At 33.1% G+C, this 14,548-nt stretch carries 21 protein-coding genes and 1 tRNA gene; 15 read left to right on the top strand and 7 right to left on the bottom strand.

Annotated features, from left to right (window positions below; translation table 11 throughout):
- The first annotated feature begins 17 nt into the window (after nt 1-17).
- Complete coding sequence (locus tag ACW9W4_RS07605; protein WP_457761863.1) at nt 18-899, top strand: CdvA-like protein; 882 nt, start codon at nt 18-20, stop codon at nt 897-899.
- A gap of 54 nt (nt 900-953) precedes the next feature.
- The gene (gene acs, locus ACW9W4_RS07600; RefSeq protein WP_457761862.1) at nt 954-2,873 is read left to right on the top strand and encodes an acetate--CoA ligase; all 1,920 of its coding nucleotides are present in this window, start codon (nt 954-956) and stop codon (nt 2,871-2,873) included.
- On the opposite strand, the gene ACW9W4_RS07595 is transcribed toward acs, so the two are convergent.
- Together ACW9W4_RS07595 and fen are read right to left on the bottom strand one after the other, a co-directional pair.
- Complete coding sequence (locus tag ACW9W4_RS07595; protein ID WP_457761861.1) at nt 2,874-3,404, bottom strand: PAS domain S-box protein; 531 nt, start codon at nt 3,402-3,404, stop codon at nt 2,874-2,876. It lies immediately after the preceding gene.
- Nucleotides 3,405-3,442: 38 nt separating this feature from the next.
- Entirely contained in the window at nt 3,443-4,462 is a 1,020-nt protein-coding gene (fen, locus tag ACW9W4_RS07590) for a flap endonuclease-1 (RefSeq protein WP_457761860.1), read from the bottom strand.
- A 110-nt stretch (nt 4,463-4,572) separates the two neighbouring features.
- Here fen and ACW9W4_RS07585 point away from each other — a divergent pair, with 110 nt between their 5' ends.
- A complete protein-coding gene (locus ACW9W4_RS07585; RefSeq protein ID WP_457761859.1) occupies nt 4,573-4,836 on the top strand; it encodes a hypothetical protein in 264 nt (87 codons plus the stop codon).
- A 53-nt stretch (nt 4,837-4,889) separates the two neighbouring features.
- A tRNA-Ser gene (locus ACW9W4_RS07580) sits at nt 4,890-4,971 on the top strand.
- Nucleotides 4,972-5,185: 214 nt separating this feature from the next.
- Here the strand turns inward: ACW9W4_RS07580 and ACW9W4_RS07575 are convergent.
- Nucleotides 5,186-5,338, bottom strand: coding sequence for a hypothetical protein (locus tag ACW9W4_RS07575; RefSeq protein ID WP_179362032.1), 153 nt, complete (start codon nt 5,336-5,338; stop codon nt 5,186-5,188).
- 568 nt (nt 5,339-5,906) lie between these two features.
- Here ACW9W4_RS07575 and ACW9W4_RS07570 point away from each other — a divergent pair.
- From ACW9W4_RS07570 to ACW9W4_RS07550, 5 genes are read left to right on the top strand one after another with little or no spacing between them, the layout of a single operon-like run.
- On the top strand, nt 5,907-6,092 hold the full coding sequence (locus ACW9W4_RS07570) for a hypothetical protein (protein ID WP_179362030.1): 186 nt from the start codon (nt 5,907-5,909) through the stop codon (nt 6,090-6,092).
- 60 nt (nt 6,093-6,152) lie between these two features.
- Entirely contained in the window at nt 6,153-6,800 is a 648-nt protein-coding gene (locus tag ACW9W4_RS07565) for a nitroreductase family protein (protein ID WP_179362029.1), read from the top strand.
- Between the two features lie 52 nt (nt 6,801-6,852).
- Complete coding sequence (locus ACW9W4_RS07560; protein WP_179362028.1) at nt 6,853-7,086, top strand: Lrp/AsnC ligand binding domain-containing protein; 234 nt, start codon at nt 6,853-6,855, stop codon at nt 7,084-7,086.
- Between the two features lie 22 nt (nt 7,087-7,108).
- Nucleotides 7,109-7,285, top strand: coding sequence for a hypothetical protein (locus tag ACW9W4_RS07555; RefSeq protein ID WP_457761858.1), 177 nt, complete (start codon nt 7,109-7,111; stop codon nt 7,283-7,285).
- Between the two features lie 60 nt (nt 7,286-7,345).
- Nucleotides 7,346-7,726 carry a hypothetical protein gene (locus ACW9W4_RS07550; protein ID WP_457761857.1) on the top strand — a complete coding sequence of 127 codons (381 nt, stop codon included), beginning with the start codon at nt 7,346-7,348 and terminating at the stop codon, nt 7,724-7,726.
- Between the two features lie 157 nt (nt 7,727-7,883).
- Here ACW9W4_RS07550 and ACW9W4_RS07545 read toward each other — a convergent pair whose 3' ends face one another.
- On the bottom strand, nt 7,884-8,219 hold the full coding sequence (locus tag ACW9W4_RS07545) for a hypothetical protein (RefSeq protein WP_457761856.1): 336 nt from the start codon (nt 8,217-8,219) through the stop codon (nt 7,884-7,886).
- Between the two features lie 62 nt (nt 8,220-8,281).
- Nucleotides 8,282-8,734 (bottom strand): SRPBCC family protein, encoded by a 453-nt coding sequence (locus ACW9W4_RS07540; RefSeq protein ID WP_457761855.1) that lies wholly within the window; start codon nt 8,732-8,734, stop codon nt 8,282-8,284.
- A 77-nt stretch (nt 8,735-8,811) separates the two neighbouring features.
- Here ACW9W4_RS07540 and ACW9W4_RS07535 point away from each other — a divergent pair, with 77 nt between their 5' ends.
- The 4 genes from ACW9W4_RS07535 (at nt 8,812) to ACW9W4_RS07520 (ending at nt 11,269) form a co-directional block, all read left to right on the top strand.
- Nucleotides 8,812-10,092, top strand: coding sequence for an exonuclease SbcC (locus tag ACW9W4_RS07535; RefSeq protein WP_457761854.1), 1,281 nt, complete (start codon nt 8,812-8,814; stop codon nt 10,090-10,092).
- A 31-nt stretch (nt 10,093-10,123) separates the two neighbouring features.
- Complete coding sequence (locus ACW9W4_RS07530; RefSeq protein ID WP_179362023.1) at nt 10,124-10,522, top strand: Mov34/MPN/PAD-1 family protein; 399 nt, start codon at nt 10,124-10,126, stop codon at nt 10,520-10,522.
- A gap of 77 nt (nt 10,523-10,599) precedes the next feature.
- Complete coding sequence (locus ACW9W4_RS07525) at nt 10,600-10,941, top strand: hypothetical protein (protein ID WP_457761853.1); 342 nt, start codon at nt 10,600-10,602, stop codon at nt 10,939-10,941.
- 10 nt (nt 10,942-10,951) lie between these two features.
- Entirely contained in the window at nt 10,952-11,269 is a 318-nt protein-coding gene (locus ACW9W4_RS07520; RefSeq protein ID WP_457761852.1) for a hypothetical protein, read from the top strand.
- A gap of 4 nt (nt 11,270-11,273) precedes the next feature.
- Here the strand turns inward: ACW9W4_RS07520 and ACW9W4_RS07515 are convergent, their stop codons facing one another.
- Together ACW9W4_RS07515 and ACW9W4_RS07510 are read right to left on the bottom strand one after the other, a co-directional pair.
- Nucleotides 11,274-12,641, bottom strand: a complete 1,368-nt coding sequence (locus tag ACW9W4_RS07515; RefSeq protein WP_457761851.1) for an ABC transporter permease — start codon at nt 12,639-12,641, stop codon at nt 11,274-11,276.
- Nucleotides 12,638-13,687: an ABC transporter permease gene (locus ACW9W4_RS07510; RefSeq protein WP_457761850.1), complete on the bottom strand. Its 1,050-nt coding sequence runs from the start codon at nt 13,685-13,687 to the stop codon at nt 12,638-12,640. Before ACW9W4_RS07510 ends, ACW9W4_RS07515 begins: the two co-directional genes overlap by 4 nt.
- 95 nt (nt 13,688-13,782) lie before the next feature.
- Between ACW9W4_RS07510 and ACW9W4_RS07505 the strand changes: the two genes are divergently transcribed.
- Nucleotides 13,783-14,139, top strand: coding sequence for a CxxC-x17-CxxC domain-containing protein (locus ACW9W4_RS07505; protein WP_179362018.1), 357 nt, complete (start codon nt 13,783-13,785; stop codon nt 14,137-14,139).
- 80 nt (nt 14,140-14,219) lie between these two features.
- Nucleotides 14,220-14,414, top strand: a complete 195-nt coding sequence (locus ACW9W4_RS07500) for a YwbE family protein (RefSeq protein ID WP_457761849.1) — start codon at nt 14,220-14,222, stop codon at nt 14,412-14,414.
- Nucleotides 14,415-14,548 lie beyond the last annotated feature (134 nt).

Genomic DNA, 14,548 nt, shown 5'->3' with positions numbered 1-14,548 from the left:
TCTCTAAAGTATCACACATGACAAACGACGATATCGAAATTATCGGTAAAAATGTCAAAGACATGTACGGAACATTCATGGGTAAAGTCGTAGGAACAATAACTGACTTTGACGGAAGTATTCAATCCGTCGGAATTGACTGCGGTTCACAAGGATTACAGCAAATCCAATATGAGCAACTAGTCGTTCAAGGAGAAGTTGTTATATTTATTCCAAAATGGAGACTCGACTCACAAAGACTCATTCGTGAAAAACAATTAACTCTACGTCGATTGAAAGCATTGATTGACATAGTTTCTGAAAATGATGACATGAAAACAGATGCAGAAATCATTCATGAAAAATACAAGTCAAAACTTGTATCATTAGATGAAACAGAACGTGAAATCAAAGCAATACTTGAAACAAGATTGACAGAGTTAGATGATCAAATGAAGTCTGCAAAAATGTTATCGTTTGATGCAAAAGTACAATTTAAGAGCAATGAAATCTCTGATGCAACATTTGAGACTGTGAAATCATGCACAACTGAGGTAATTGAGCATGTAACTCACGAAACAGCAGAAATCGCAAATGTAAAGAGCCGAATTGCAGACCTTGAATTGGAAGTGCAGCAGATAACAGCCCCTTCAACACCAGACATCCAAGAATCAGCCCGTTCATATCTGGAGACCACTGAACACGAACAACAAGTTGTTCAGACAATACTTCCAGAAGTACCAGTCGAATCAACAATAATACCTTCAGGACTAATTGAGGCACCTAGTACCCCTATACCAGAACCTCCAAAAGAATCTGAGGTAGCATTTGCATTTCCAGAACCACCCCAACAGGTGACAGCAGAAACTTCAAACGACGACAATGATAACGATTGGCTTGCAAGAATGGAAGCACAATAATTTTTTTATATTATTTTTTAACACTTAGAAAGATCTAACTTCATACACTTTTTGATGTCTGAGATTTTTAATATTGGGCTTGGAAATAATGATGATACTTTAAGAAAAAAATCTGATGCTGACTTTGTATCGTTTTGGGATGAACAGGCAAAGAATTTGTCCTGGTTCTCTCTTTGGGAAAAAACGCTGGATTGGAAACCTCCATTTGCCAAATGGTTCGTTGGAGGCACGATTAACGCCTCTTATAACGCACTAGATATCCATCAGGCCTCAAAATCTGATAAATCTGCAATTCTATGGGAGGGGGAAAATGGGGAATCACGAAATCTCACATATGGGCAGATGTTTACTCAAGTACAAAAGTTTGCAAATGTACTAAAATCCCTCGGTGTCAAAAAAGGAGACCGAGTTACAATTTATCTTCCGATGGTTCCAGAACTACCAATTGCAATGTTAGCATGTGCTAGAATTGGTGCTATCCACACTGTAATTTTTTCAGGGTTTAGTGCAACATCAATTAAAGACAGAGTAACTGACTCAAACTCCAAAATCATCATTACTGCTGATGGTGGATACAGACGGGGGAAAATTGTTCCACTAAAGGATGTAATTGATGAAGCAATAAGCGAATTGGATTTTGTTGAACATGTGGTAGTATTTGAGAGAGCAAAAAATAAAATTTCAATGTCATCTAAAGATAAACTCTGGACGGAATTAATTGACAGTGTTTCAGATTCTTGTCCTGCTGAAGAATTACCTAGTGATCACCCTCTTTACATTTTGTATACTTCGGGAACTACAGGAAAACCAAAAGGTGTGTTACATGGTACTGGGGGATACTTGACACATTTGTATTCGACATTCAAATGGGCATTTGACATTAAAGATTCAGACGTATTTTTTTGTACTGCTGACATTGGTTGGGTAACTGGACATAGTTATGTTGTTTATGCTCCGTTTCTTCATGGTGCAACACAAGTGATGTATGAAGGAGCACCTGATTTTCCTGATCCATCCCGAATGTGGAAAATTTTACAAAAATATAACGTTACAATTTTTTACACAACTCCAACTGCTCTGAGAATGTTTATGAAATTTGGAGATGATATTCCAAATTCTTTTGATCTATCGAAATTAAGATTACTTGGAACAGTTGGGGAGCCGATAAATCCTGAAGTTTGGAAATGGTATTTCAAAACTATAGGAAAAGAAAAATGCCCAATTATTGATACTTGGTGGCAAACTGAAACTGGTGGAATGCTAATCTCTTCTCTGCCTGGATTGGAGACTATTCCACTAAAGCCTGGTTCAGGAACTCTGCCAATTCCAGGCGTAAATATCACTATAGTTGATGAAAATGGAGATGATGTTCCTGCAAATACTAAAGGATATCTTGTAATCAAGAATCCTTGGCCGGGAATGCTTTTGACATTGTGGGGTGATGCTGAAAAATACAAGACAGTTTACTGGTCAAAATATGAAAATTGCTACTATCCTGGTGATTATGCTATGAAAGATGATGATGATTATATTTGGTTGTTAGGTCGTGCAGATGATGTTCTCAAAGTTGCAGGTCATAGAATTGGTACTGCTGAACTTGAAAGTTGCATGGTTTCTCATCCAAGTGTTGCAGAATCTGCGGCATGTGGTATTCCTGATGAAGTTAAAGGTGAGGTGATTATTGCATTTGTTGTACTAAAACAAGGTGTTTCTAATGACACTGATATTTTAGAAAAAGAATTATCAAATAAAATTAGAACTGATATTGGTGCAATTGCAACTCCAAAACAAATCTATTTTGTTTCTAAATTACCTAAAACTCGTAGTGGAAAAATAATGAGGCGATTACTAAAAGCAATTGGAAATAATGAAAAAATAGGTGATGTCAGTACTTTAGAAGATGGTACTGCAGTAACTGAAGTTCAACAAGTTTTTGATGAATTGCAAAAATCTATTAAAGCACATTCCAAATAACTATTTTTTTAAATCATCTAATTTAATTTTAGATAACATTTCAAACATTTCCTTTAGTCCATCATATTCTGATTTTGAATTTTCATCAAATTGATCGTATTCTTTTTCTTTAATTTCCTCTAATCTTTTGATTGATTCTTTGAAAAATTCTTCATATTCTTTTATTTTTTCATCTGACATTTGTGCTAAATCAAAAATCACTGTATTGCTTCCTAACAGATTTTTATTTTCATCATATAGACTAGTTGCCTGTAATAATCCTGAAAAAGTATCTCCATTTTGTTTTTTGAAGGTTATTTTTCTATCTGTCACCTTACCTGTCTCAAACCATATTTTTAGTGAATTATTCATGTCTCCCCAAGAGTCTTTTGGTACGTGCTCAAAGATTGGTTTCCCAAGAATTTCTGATTTTGCATAGCCTAGATTTGCCGCATATGTTGAATTACAATCCAAAATTACGCCTATGGAATTGATTCTTCTCCACATTATTGGGGCGTCTTTCAGAGTTTTCCTAGCTTCTGTTTGAGTCATTTTTTAAAATTATATTGACTAGTTATTAAATTGAAATCTTAGAACCATTGATCGAGATTTTGACTCTTTTTCTCCAATGCTTTTTTCAATCTGTTTAAAGTAGATTGGATTCTGTCTTCGGAGAAACTTCTTTCTTTAAGATACTTCATGACTCCTTCATAATCTACTTCATTAAACACAATCTCATCGACATCTGCTACTTCTGGATTTAAGAATATTTTTCGTATTTGTTGGAAATCAATTCCTGATAACTGTTCTTGAATTTGGGGGATGTCTTCCAACCTTGAATGCTGTTTAATTAACTTCATTGCAGTCTTTGGACCTACTCTCTCAAATCCATTTGGATTAAAATCAGTTCCAATTAAAATTCCAACATCAATTAGTTCTTCTCTGGTTAATCCAATTCCATCTAGTGTTTTCTGAGTCTCAATAATTTCTGGCAATACATCGATGTACGTATTTCTATTTGGAATTTTTCTTCTTCCACTACTTGTAAAATTTCTTACTAGTCTTTTTGCTCCACATAATATGGAGTCATAATCTTGACTAGCTGATGCATATGCTTGTCCTGTGTTTGTTAGATGTGCTGCAGTTGCTTCACCTTCTGATGGTGCTTCAATGTATGGGATGCCAAAATATGTTAGAAATTGTTTTGATTCTTTTACCATCCCATCTCGCATACTAGTTGTTTGTTGTGCAAATTTTCTTGCATCTTCCATATTTCCTTCTGCAATAGCTTTTTCATATTTCACAGTGGCATCTCTTTTGATTTGCTTTCTTCGCTCAATTTCTGCAGTTTTCAATGATGGTGGCTTTCCATCAAAAACATATACTGGTTGAATTCCTAATGAAAGAAAATTCACATTTCTATACAGTAATCCACTTAGATGACTGGTAATTCTTCCTTCAGAATCAGTTAATTGTAATCCGTCTGGGCCTCTAATACTTGCCAAGAATTGGTAAATTGCATTGTATGCATCTATTGCAATTACTTTATTTGAAAATGCCTCTAGGGTGGTTTTCTCTCTTACTACCAAATCCTTTAGGTTTAGTCCCATAGAATTTGTTGCGTCTATGAGGTATTTTGTGTTTATCTTTTAACTTTGATCGATGTTTTATTATGATTTTTGAAATCGATTTTAATATACAGATAATCTCTTGATGATTATTGCCAGTTGACTTGCCTTTACATCTGAAAGACAAAATTTTTGAAATAAAATATGATTCTAATGAAACTATTTCCAAAATTGTTTCTTATTTTCCATTTAATGAATTAGAAAAACAAGAAATTGTTTCTAATTTAGATGATGATGCATTTGATGGGTTTCACTCTATTTTTTCAAACACTGTAAGTGATGAGAAATGGAATAGAACAAAGGATCAAATCAAAAAGAAATTCAATGATGAATTATTTGATATTGATCATCTTTGATCTTTATTGTTTTTTCTGATTTGCTTTATTATGGAGTTATTCTGAGAATAGATGCCGAGATAGCCAAGTAGTACGGCGGCCGTCTCGAAAACGGCTACGCGCAAGCGTGCGGGGGTTCGAATCCCTCTCTCGGCGTACTTGACATACTAATTTCATCTTTTGAAATTATAATGAAATACATGAAGGTATAATAGAAACAATAAAATTAATTTTTAATATACTATGGATAGAATAGATCGTTTAGTTTTAACTGGAATTTTCTTAGGTACTGGAATTCCAGTACTATTGATGATTTTTGTAGCGAATGGAATTCTTGATTCTCCAATCCCATAACTTGTTTCCTACAGAATTAAATTTCTAAACTTTTAGTTTTTAATGCAAATGCTCCACATTTTGGACATCGATGTTTTTTCAAATAATCTGAATGAGTTTGACCTAGTTTTTTAGAATACGTACATTGTTCCCCGCAGTCTAGACATTCAGCGGGTAAATCTCCTTTCATAGGTTGATTGGGAAACTACCAGTACAAATAATTTCACATTTTGAATATTATTCTAAAAATTGGTATAATCTCTAGAAGTATGTTACAACATTAAATCTAAAATAAGAAAAAATGAGATATATAGAGAATTAATCCATGTTTGTTTAATATCATGAAATGTAAATATTGTGGAAAAAATTCCCTTGTAAAAAATGCCATTTTTTGTTCTAAAAAATGCAATACATACTATTCTGATGAGTTAACAAGAAAAAATAATTCAAATTTTGTTCGAGTAACTATAAGCATGGATGGAGATATATCCAAAAGTCTTAGAGCTATTCAATCTAATCTTATTCTAAATACCAATGAATCCATCTCCTTTTCTCAAGTTGTGAATCTTGTGCTGGGAGAGGGAATTAAAACAAAAAAGATGGTCTTAAAAGGCATCTGACCCTTATCTTCAAAATAACGTCTGACTCGCCCCAAATTGAATTTACGATGAGGTTCCAATTTCTACATTGCCATTCTTGATCTTTTATTTTATAATTTATTCAAAATGTTTAAACTAACATGATTGCTCAAAATTACCATGACATCTGAGATTGAATCAAAAATTCAAGATTCTGATCTTTCTAATGCTGAATTGATTTCTCATTTTCGGGAAAAATGTAAAATTTGTGGTCATCATCGAATAATGCACAATGATTTGGGTGCATGTGAGGGTGTCATGAACAAACCATGTACATCTGGCTGTGATAAATTTGAAGCAGAATGATTAATTTCTACTATTTGTAATTTTTATAATTCTTTAATATGATATTTTTACAAGTATCTTATGGGTTCAGAAAAACAACCAGAAAAAATTTTTCCTTTAGGTTATGAACCTGATGATATCCCTGTTTCTGATAATCCAAATATCCGAAATCAATTACTTGATTTCATTTTAACTTCTGGGCCGACTGAAGTTGTCGACACTGATTTGTTTGCAGTAATGGCAAAGAGGCGTTCTACTCGAAAATTCTCTGACAAACCTGTTGAAACTACCAAGGTTGATAAAATAATTGCAGCAGCAGATACTGCTCCAACAGCAGGAAACTTTCAAGGATTTGAAGTATTTTATATCAAAAGTCCAAAAATAAAAAAACTCCTAGTTGAGGCGTGTAACAAACAACCATACGTTGATGCACCTGTTGTGTTAGTTTTCTGCAAAAATCCTTCTAGAGTAAAGTTTGATTTCCCTGATGATATTTTGAAAAAATTTGCCATTCAGGATGCAACTCTTGCTGCAGGATATTCGCAACTAGCTGCTCAAGCTTTAGGATTAAGTTCTATTTGGATTGGAATGTTTGATGAACAAAAAGTAATGGATGCTATCGAAACTGATTTAGTCCCCTCATCTGTCCTTTGCATAGGATATCCTGAACAAACAAAGTTTGCTAAACCTAGAAGAAATCTCAAAGATTTGGTTCATGTAAAGTGGTAATCTATAACTGAAATTCTCCAGCTTTAAATAATCATAGTTTATTGTTTATTTCATGACTGATGCATATGTGATGCTAAATTGTGAACTTGGTGCTGAAGAGGCAATTATAGAACAACTCAAAGAACTTGAACAGGTAGTTGATGTTTTTGAAACCATTGGTACTCATGATATGATGGTAAAATTACAAGCAGAAAATTTTGAAAAAATAAGAGAAATTGTTTCATGGAATATTCAAAAACTAAAGAACGTACGTGCTACTTCTACTCTGATAAAAAAAGATAATTAAGAATAGATCCCTAGTAATTCTAATGGTTGATGAGAAAAACGAAATCGATAAATTAATTGATAATATGATTTCCAGCGGCGATGAATTAGTTAATAATCTTAAATCTGTATTGCCTACTTCTTTATCTGAATCAATGGTGATGTTTCATGAATCCAATGTTACTAATCTCAAAAAGATCAAAGAATTTTTAAATAAATAGTATTATTGTGCCTGATGATTACTACTATATCTTTTTTAATCATTATTTGAAATTCATGTCATGGGCAGATCCAGAACTATTACATTTTCTGTAGAAAAGAAAACAGGCGATGCATTTGATGCAATTTTGAGGATACCTCCAAAAATGATGCCTGATGCAAAAATCAATGATTCTGGTTGGTGGTCATTTACTGGACCTCATGGAAAATCAATGCTAAAATTTGCTGAAAATAAATCTCTTGGAATTTTAGATCATCAATATGTTGATGAAGAATCTAAATGGGATGTTCCAATGAGAGTTGTTTCAAACGGTGATGTTTCTGAAGTTGTAATTACTTTGAACAAACCTGATGAACTGACTGATGTTCAATTTGATCAAAGAATGAATGAACTGGGTGAGATGTTCAATTCAATGAAAAACATCATCGAGTCTGAATCTTAGAATTTATACTTTTTTTAGCCTGAACTAGTACAAATCATTCTTCAAGCTTAAATGTAAATTTTGTAATGTGGAATAGAGAAAAAATGCCTTATGAAGAAGTATATTTCCAGAAAATGGAAGATGAAAAATTAGAGAAACTAAAATCTAAAAAACAGAATTAATCCTTGTCTGGATTCTTGGAATTATCGTTTTGATTATTCCCTGGTCCTACAATATCTTCAGGTTTAACTCTGTTATCCCAATCTCCTCTAACTCCTTTAATGAGCGAAAGAATTCCAGCTGCAATGAATCCTAAAATGAAACCAAAGAATACGGTCTGGTCAAATATCTTAAATGAACAATTAATTTCTACTGGGGGGGAATTATCGGAATATTCGTAACATGTTCCAAACTCATTTGATTCTAGAGTGGCGGCTTGAAAATTCTCTCCAAATATCCCTAGGATGAGAAATCCTACAAAGACTAGGGCAATCCCTATAATGATAAATCTCATGTCACTCATATTTTTTTTTCTGATTTATCGTATTTACATTTTGACCTTGAAATTTACTAGTGTTATTTTTCAAGTAATGCCTTGAGATTTTCAAGTGATGCTTCATAAAATGCTGCCAAAAACACTATAAAATCTAAAAATTCTTTTTCAGACATTTTCTCACTATTAAGATATGATTGCCATGTCAACTCTACCCAATTTTTAGATTTTGGTTTGATTGAAATTGTTGCAACATATGCTCTTAATGGCAATCCTTCAGTTGCGATATATGTGAAATACTTGCTTTTTTTCCATGCAACAACATGTTCTTCAATTTTATTACCATCTTCAAATGTGATTAATCTAATAGCGCCTACGTCTGTTTTCTTTTTTGTCAAGTATACTGTTTTTTTAACATCTACAACCCATGTGGGCAATCCTACAATATTGCTAATTTTTCTCCAAACCTTATCTTTTGATGCTTTAATCCTGATTGTTTTTTTAACCGTTCCAGTATGATGTGCCTTTTTTACCATACTCCTATCGTGATATTGCACAATTTTAAATTTTAGCTGAACAACCATTTTTAATCCCCTGAAGAGAATAATATCAAATGGTCTTTGGATGGGGGAAAAAGAAACAAGAAGATACATCTGTTGATGAAATACCTCAAAATAAGGAAATTTCACTTGAAGATGTTCCAAAAATTATAAATGATCTTTCTAATTTGAGAAAGTCCCAAACCTTATCTGAAATAAATAATCTGAGAAACAAAACTGTTCCTCTAATTGAAGAATTGATGAAAATCGGTAATGTCCTTGAAAAAGATAATCTCAACATGGATGATGTAGACAAACATTTGGCAATTATTGTAGTTAGAGGTAAAAAACAAGTTATTGATATGATCAAAAAAGATGTTGTTTCATTACCAAAAATATCTTCTTTTGAAGATGCTGAAAAATTAAATTCTGTATTGAGTCTTATTCTTAAAAAAGTGGGTGATGTGTTGGGACGTCAAACTAGAGTAATTCATATTTTTGCCAAAAAATATGCATCCCAACTAAAAGAAAATCTTTCAGTGATGAATTCCAATCACTCTGAAATTAATGATTTATTGAAAAATTATGATTCTACCAAGTCCCTTTCTCAAGAAACACTTGATATCATAAAGCAAATTAAAAATTTTACAAAGTTACGTAAAGAGCAATCTCAAAAAATTGATGATATTACAAAAAATACGATTAAACTAAATGAAAAAATATCGTCCATTCAAATAAAAATCGATGAGATAAAGTCCTCTGACAATTATAAAAAATATCAAAACTTAAAAAACACTTTAGATACACACGTAAATGGAAAATCTAAAATCAAAAATCAAATTAACACACAATTTACAAAAATCTCTCGTCCTCTAAGTAGATATGAATATGCTTCATCATTAGATAAGGATCAAAAAAGCATTCTATCTAATTTAGTTTCTGAGCCATTTGATATAATGACTAGTGAAAATAAGGATTCTATTATTACTATACTTGAAAATGTCCGAAAAGGAGTTTCATCGGGTTCTATCTCTGTAAAGGATGTTGAGAAAACATTTTCTCAGATAACTGAAACAGAAGAGTCCTTGGATGTATTTGTGCACCAAGTTTCAGAGTACCATAAAAAATATCAAAAGATCCAAAATGACCTGAATTCCCTGATGCCTAAAGAATTAATTTCATTAGAAAATGATCTTGCCAAAAATACCTCCGCCTTGGATGAATCACAACTAAAATCTGAAACTTTTCAAGGTGAAATTAATGAAATTGATTCAAAAATCCCTGAACTAGTCTCTGAAATTGAACAAAAACTAAGACAATTTTCTAATACTCGATATACTGTTTTAACATCTTAAAATTAAATTAGTTCTATACTGAATACTTGATATGTTATTTAACAAGAAAAAATATGAACGCAAAGTTTTATTGAAAAAAGAAGTTCTTGATAGTATATTGTCCTTTTGTCAAATGAAACATCCTAATGAAGGAATTTTAATTTTAAAAGGAAAATCAAAAAACGGTGAAATCAAAATAGATGGATTAGTTATTCCGCCTTTTAGTGAAACTGGACCTACTTTTGCAGGATTCCCACATTCTTTTTTACCTTTTGATATGAGTTATGTTGGAATTGTGCATTCTCATCCAAGTGGTTCTGCAGAACCTTCAGTAACTGATTTGCATAATTTCTTTGGATTGGTTTCAATGATTGTCAAATCTCCATATGATGATGATTCTATTTTTGCATGGGATAGTAATGGAAATACTATTCCACTTTCTATTGAATAATTTTACAAAAAACCTGCTGACCAGCCTGAAAAAAACTGAAGAAACTTTATATCCGTTTTAAAGATACTTTTATTGAATTGAATCCTCAGCTAAAAAGATATTATATTTTCCTAGGTGCTTCTTTGGTGTTTAGTATTGGGTTACAAATTGGTCTTGGATATCTTGGTGTTCCATGGTATATCAGCATAGGTGCAGTAATGGCAATTTTCATTTTGTTGCCTATGATTATGAGGCGAAGACAAATGAGTAATGGCAGTAATTATGGTGGAGATTCAGGAACTGGCAGTGGTGGATTCTTTGGTATGGGTTCACAGGGAGGATCTAGTGGAGTTCGATATGTTTGCCTTGTTTGTAATAACAAGCACAAAGGCGGCACTTGTCCACGATGTGGTTCTAAAATGCAAAGAGCAGACTTTTAGTTGATTAGAGATGGCATTAGAAGAATTAAGAAAAAAAGTTCTATATCAGAACTCTATTGAAATTTGGATTGGAATAAGTGAAGAAAAAAACATAGACTGGTTTGACACTGATAACTATCAAAAGTTTATTGCATTTCTTCTAAAAAATAACCAAAACATGAAACAAATGTCTATTTGCTTTGATGAATCAGATAAGGCATCATATGGCGGTCACAGCAAAAAAGTATTTGCCAACAATTTGGCAGCAATTAATGATAAAAATTCAGCCTGCTATTCAATTAAACTAAATGATGGTGCTATTGAATTAATTCGAAAATTCGATCTCTAATTTACTATCTTTTCAATTTTGGATTAACTATTGCATCAAGTGCATTCCCAATAAACACAAAAGCTAATCCTGTAATGGCAATCATTATTCCAGGAGGCATAATCCACCACCACATTCCTCTAGATGCTGCTCCAAACGTATTGGCATCATGTAAAATTTGTCCCCATGTGGGAAAAGATGGATCTCCTAATCCTAGAAAACTCAACCCTGCTTCAGTTGTAATTGCAGCTGGAACTGAAATTGCAATACTTGCAAATGCATATGGCAATAATTGTGGAACTATGTGTTTCAAGATGATTTTGGAATCTTTCTGGCCCATCATGTTTGCTGCATCTACATAGCCTCTAGTTTTGATTTGGAGTGACATACTTCTAGCAACTTTAGCAATGCCTACCCATCCAAAAATTGTTAAAAATCCTACCATGACAAAAATACTATTGCTAATTGTCACTGATAGGATGATTAAAAATGGCAATGCTGGCAATGCGTAAATTACATCATTAAACCTCATCATGGTCTCATCTGTCTTTTTGCCTTTGTATCCTGCATACACTCCATAAAGCAAACCCATCACCACTGATGCAATTGAAACTACTAATCCTATGAACAATGCAAGTGGTGTTCCCCACAAAAGTCCAATTGCTAAATCTCGTCGTAATTCATCAGTTCCCATTATTCCAAATGCTTTGCCTCCGATGATTAATTGTGATTCCTGAATTTGTATTTCAGAATTTGCTCCATACATATCAATTAAAAAAATATAATTTCCTTTCAAAGGCTCATTTGTTTGAATTTTGGAAAAGACAATGTTTTCTGTAGACAGTCTTTCAAATGCAAATTCAAATTTCTCTGATTGTAAAAATAGGTTTTTCTTTATTGAATTATCCGTGGAGAAAATCCTTTCATTGTGTATAGTTTTTCCATCAGAATATGGCAGTGATGTTGTTAGCAAATCTAGTTTAATTCCATCTGGTCTAATTACTGACATTTGCAGTAGAGGTGATCCTGAATACTCTGTGGAGAATTCATAGATGAAATCATTTGGAAAATCATCGTAATCATAATTTAATCCAAATTGATGTGATGTGAGATTTATCTCTGCATTTGATCTTTTTTCAATATTTGGATTTTTCAAAATTTTGTGTTCAGGGATTTTTTCAACCATGAAAATATTTACCCAAATTGGAATTGCGACTTTTGGATTTGAAATCCAATTTCCTGGATTATTCCATTCTTGAAATGTTTCAATAGGGATACTGATCATTGCAATGACTGATGTTATGACAAGGATTGAAAGAATTGAAATCCCTGCAATTCCCATCTTACTTTTGATGAATTCTTGTTTTATTTCCTGAGGTGTAATGTTACTCATTGACCTGTCCTCACTCTAGGATCAAAATAGCCATACAGTAAATCTGCAATGAATATGCTAATTAGGAAAAATACTGTAAGTAGATATGTTGCACCAATAATTACAGGCAAGTCCATTACTGTAATTGCTTCAAAATACAGTCTTCCCATTCCGGGCCAATCAAAAACAGCTTCTGTAATTATCGCTCCTCCAAGAGACCCTGATAAACTGAGAGCTAAAATTGTAACAATTGGTGGGGCTGCATTTTTGAGTGCATGTGTGTAAATTATTTTCTTTTGATTAATCCCTATGGTTTTTTTTGCTATGATGAAATCTTCTTGCATAATTCCCACCATGAAATTTCTTACCAGATATGCCCATGAACCAAACCCAATCATTACAATTGTAATTAATGGTAATGCCATGTGGTATAGTAAGGATAGTAGATATGTCGGATCTGATGATGGAATGTCCGGTGTTGCTCTTGCAGGAAATATTTGCCATGTAAATGCAAACAGGAAGATCATTAGCATTCCTATCCACCATACGGGAAAACTAGAACTAATTATTGCAAAACTTGAAGTAATTCTATCAATTGTTGAACCAACTTTACTGCTAGAAAAAGCACCCAGGAATATTCCTATAATTGATATGATGATTGTTGCAGTTGTAAATAACAAAACTGTTCTAGGGAGTTTTTCAAATAGGATGTCTTTTACATCTGAAGATCCTTCATCACTTGTTAGAAATGTCGCATTTCCAAAATCTAGCAGCATTATTTTGTACATTGTTACCCCAATTCTTTGAGGTGAATACCAGGGGTCATCAAGTCCTAAAATTTGGATTCTTTGATCAATCTGATTTTGAATAAATCCTTCAAATTCATCCACTGAAGAGAAACTTTCTGCAATGGCTGGATTCTCTGTAATCTCAGATCTTACTTGAAAAACAATCCCTTGTTTTAGAATTGTATCCATGTTGGAGCCTACTAATGCAATTGTAATCAATAATGTAATCATCAAAACTCCGAACATTGTGGCCATTCGTGTAGCGATGTACTTTTTCATGCCCAATAATCAGTCAGTAGAGAATTAGTTTATAACAATAGATGTTTTTTCCCACAGTTTATTACTGCACAATACTACTCAGATTTAGAAAAGACATGTCCTTTGATAGAGAAAGAGAAATGCACACTGCAAAATGCGGTGACTGTGGAAATGAATGTCAAGTACCATTCAAACCAAAAGAAGACAGACCTGTTTATTGCAGAGAATGCTTCCAAAACCACAAACCAGCACCAAGAGAAGGTGGGGGTAGATTTGGTGGAAGATCCGGCGGTGGAAGATCTGGCGGATTTGGTGGAGATAGAGGTTCTAGATTTGGTAATCGAGACGACAGACCACGTGAAATGCATGATGCAAAATGTGGGGATTGTGGAACTGATTGTCAAGTACCATTCAAACCAAGAGAAGACAGACCTGTTTATTGCAGAGAATGCTTCCAAAGCCACAAAAATTAGAAATTCCGTTTTGAGTAAATTTCAAAACTCCTTTATTTTATAAAACAAAGATTTAGAATCTTTCATTGTTGCTGAATATTATGAATGACATTCCCTCAAGAAATAATATTTCAATTGGCATGATGGTGGAGATTGTCCAAAAACAAGATCAACGTTCAGGAAAATTGACTTCTGGTATTGTTAAGCGAATTCTTACGTCCAGCCACATTCATCCACATGGAATTAAAGTTGAGTTAGATTCTGGTAAAATTGGTAGAGTTCAAAAAATAACCTAGTTTTAAAAAAGACGAGAGTGAAACGAATTCTAGGCTTTACTGAGGCAGAAAAGCAAATCTCTCGTCATTGTAATTTATGCGATCATAGAATTTAAACATTATATGAATATATGAAAAATAACAGATAAAACTTT

This window comes from Candidatus Nitrosopumilus sp. bin_7KS (genome assembly GCF_054095835.1).
Note: the sequence above shows the minus strand (reverse complement) of the source record. Positions and strands in the feature narration are given on the sequence as shown.

Bases quoted from the DNA above. Each gene is read 5' to 3' on its own strand.
- ACW9W4_RS07540 (WP_457761855.1), bottom strand. From the start codon at position 8,734: ATGGTAAAAAAGGCACATCATACTGGAACGGTTAAAAAAACAATCAGG.
- fen (WP_457761860.1), bottom strand. From the start codon at position 4,462: ATGGGACTAAACCTAAAGGATTTGGTAGTAAGAGAGAAAACCACCCTA.
- ACW9W4_RS07560 (WP_179362028.1), top strand. From the start codon at position 6,853: ATGACTGATGCATATGTGATGCTAAATTGTGAACTTGGTGCTGAAGAG.
- ACW9W4_RS07595 (WP_457761861.1), bottom strand. From the start codon at position 3,404: ATGACTCAAACAGAAGCTAGGAAAACTCTGAAAGACGCCCCAATAATG.
- ACW9W4_RS07500 (WP_457761849.1), top strand. From the start codon at position 14,220: ATGAATGACATTCCCTCAAGAAATAATATTTCAATTGGCATGATGGTG.
- ACW9W4_RS07565 (WP_179362029.1), top strand. From the start codon at position 6,153: ATGGGTTCAGAAAAACAACCAGAAAAAATTTTTCCTTTAGGTTATGAA.
- ACW9W4_RS07605 (WP_457761863.1), top strand. From the start codon at position 18: ATGACAAACGACGATATCGAAATTATCGGTAAAAATGTCAAAGACATG.
- ACW9W4_RS07575 (WP_179362032.1), bottom strand. From the start codon at position 5,338: ATGAAAGGAGATTTACCCGCTGAATGTCTAGACTGCGGGGAACAATGT.
- ACW9W4_RS07545 (WP_457761856.1), bottom strand. From the start codon at position 8,219: ATGAGATTTATCATTATAGGGATTGCCCTAGTCTTTGTAGGATTTCTC.
- ACW9W4_RS07510 (WP_457761850.1), bottom strand. From the start codon at position 13,687: ATGAAAAAGTACATCGCTACACGAATGGCCACAATGTTCGGAGTTTTG.
- ACW9W4_RS07570 (WP_179362030.1), top strand. From the start codon at position 5,907: ATGACATCTGAGATTGAATCAAAAATTCAAGATTCTGATCTTTCTAAT.
- acs (WP_457761862.1), top strand. From the start codon at position 954: ATGTCTGAGATTTTTAATATTGGGCTTGGAAATAATGATGATACTTTA.
- ACW9W4_RS07530 (WP_179362023.1), top strand. From the start codon at position 10,124: ATGTTATTTAACAAGAAAAAATATGAACGCAAAGTTTTATTGAAAAAA.
- ACW9W4_RS07550 (WP_457761857.1), top strand. From the start codon at position 7,346: ATGGGCAGATCCAGAACTATTACATTTTCTGTAGAAAAGAAAACAGGC.
- ACW9W4_RS07520 (WP_457761852.1), top strand. From the start codon at position 10,952: ATGGCATTAGAAGAATTAAGAAAAAAAGTTCTATATCAGAACTCTATT.
- ACW9W4_RS07505 (WP_179362018.1), top strand. From the start codon at position 13,783: ATGTCCTTTGATAGAGAAAGAGAAATGCACACTGCAAAATGCGGTGAC.
- ACW9W4_RS07535 (WP_457761854.1), top strand. From the start codon at position 8,812: ATGGTCTTTGGATGGGGGAAAAAGAAACAAGAAGATACATCTGTTGAT.
- ACW9W4_RS07555 (WP_457761858.1), top strand. From the start codon at position 7,109: ATGGTTGATGAGAAAAACGAAATCGATAAATTAATTGATAATATGATT.
- ACW9W4_RS07515 (WP_457761851.1), bottom strand. From the start codon at position 12,641: ATGAGTAACATTACACCTCAGGAAATAAAACAAGAATTCATCAAAAGT.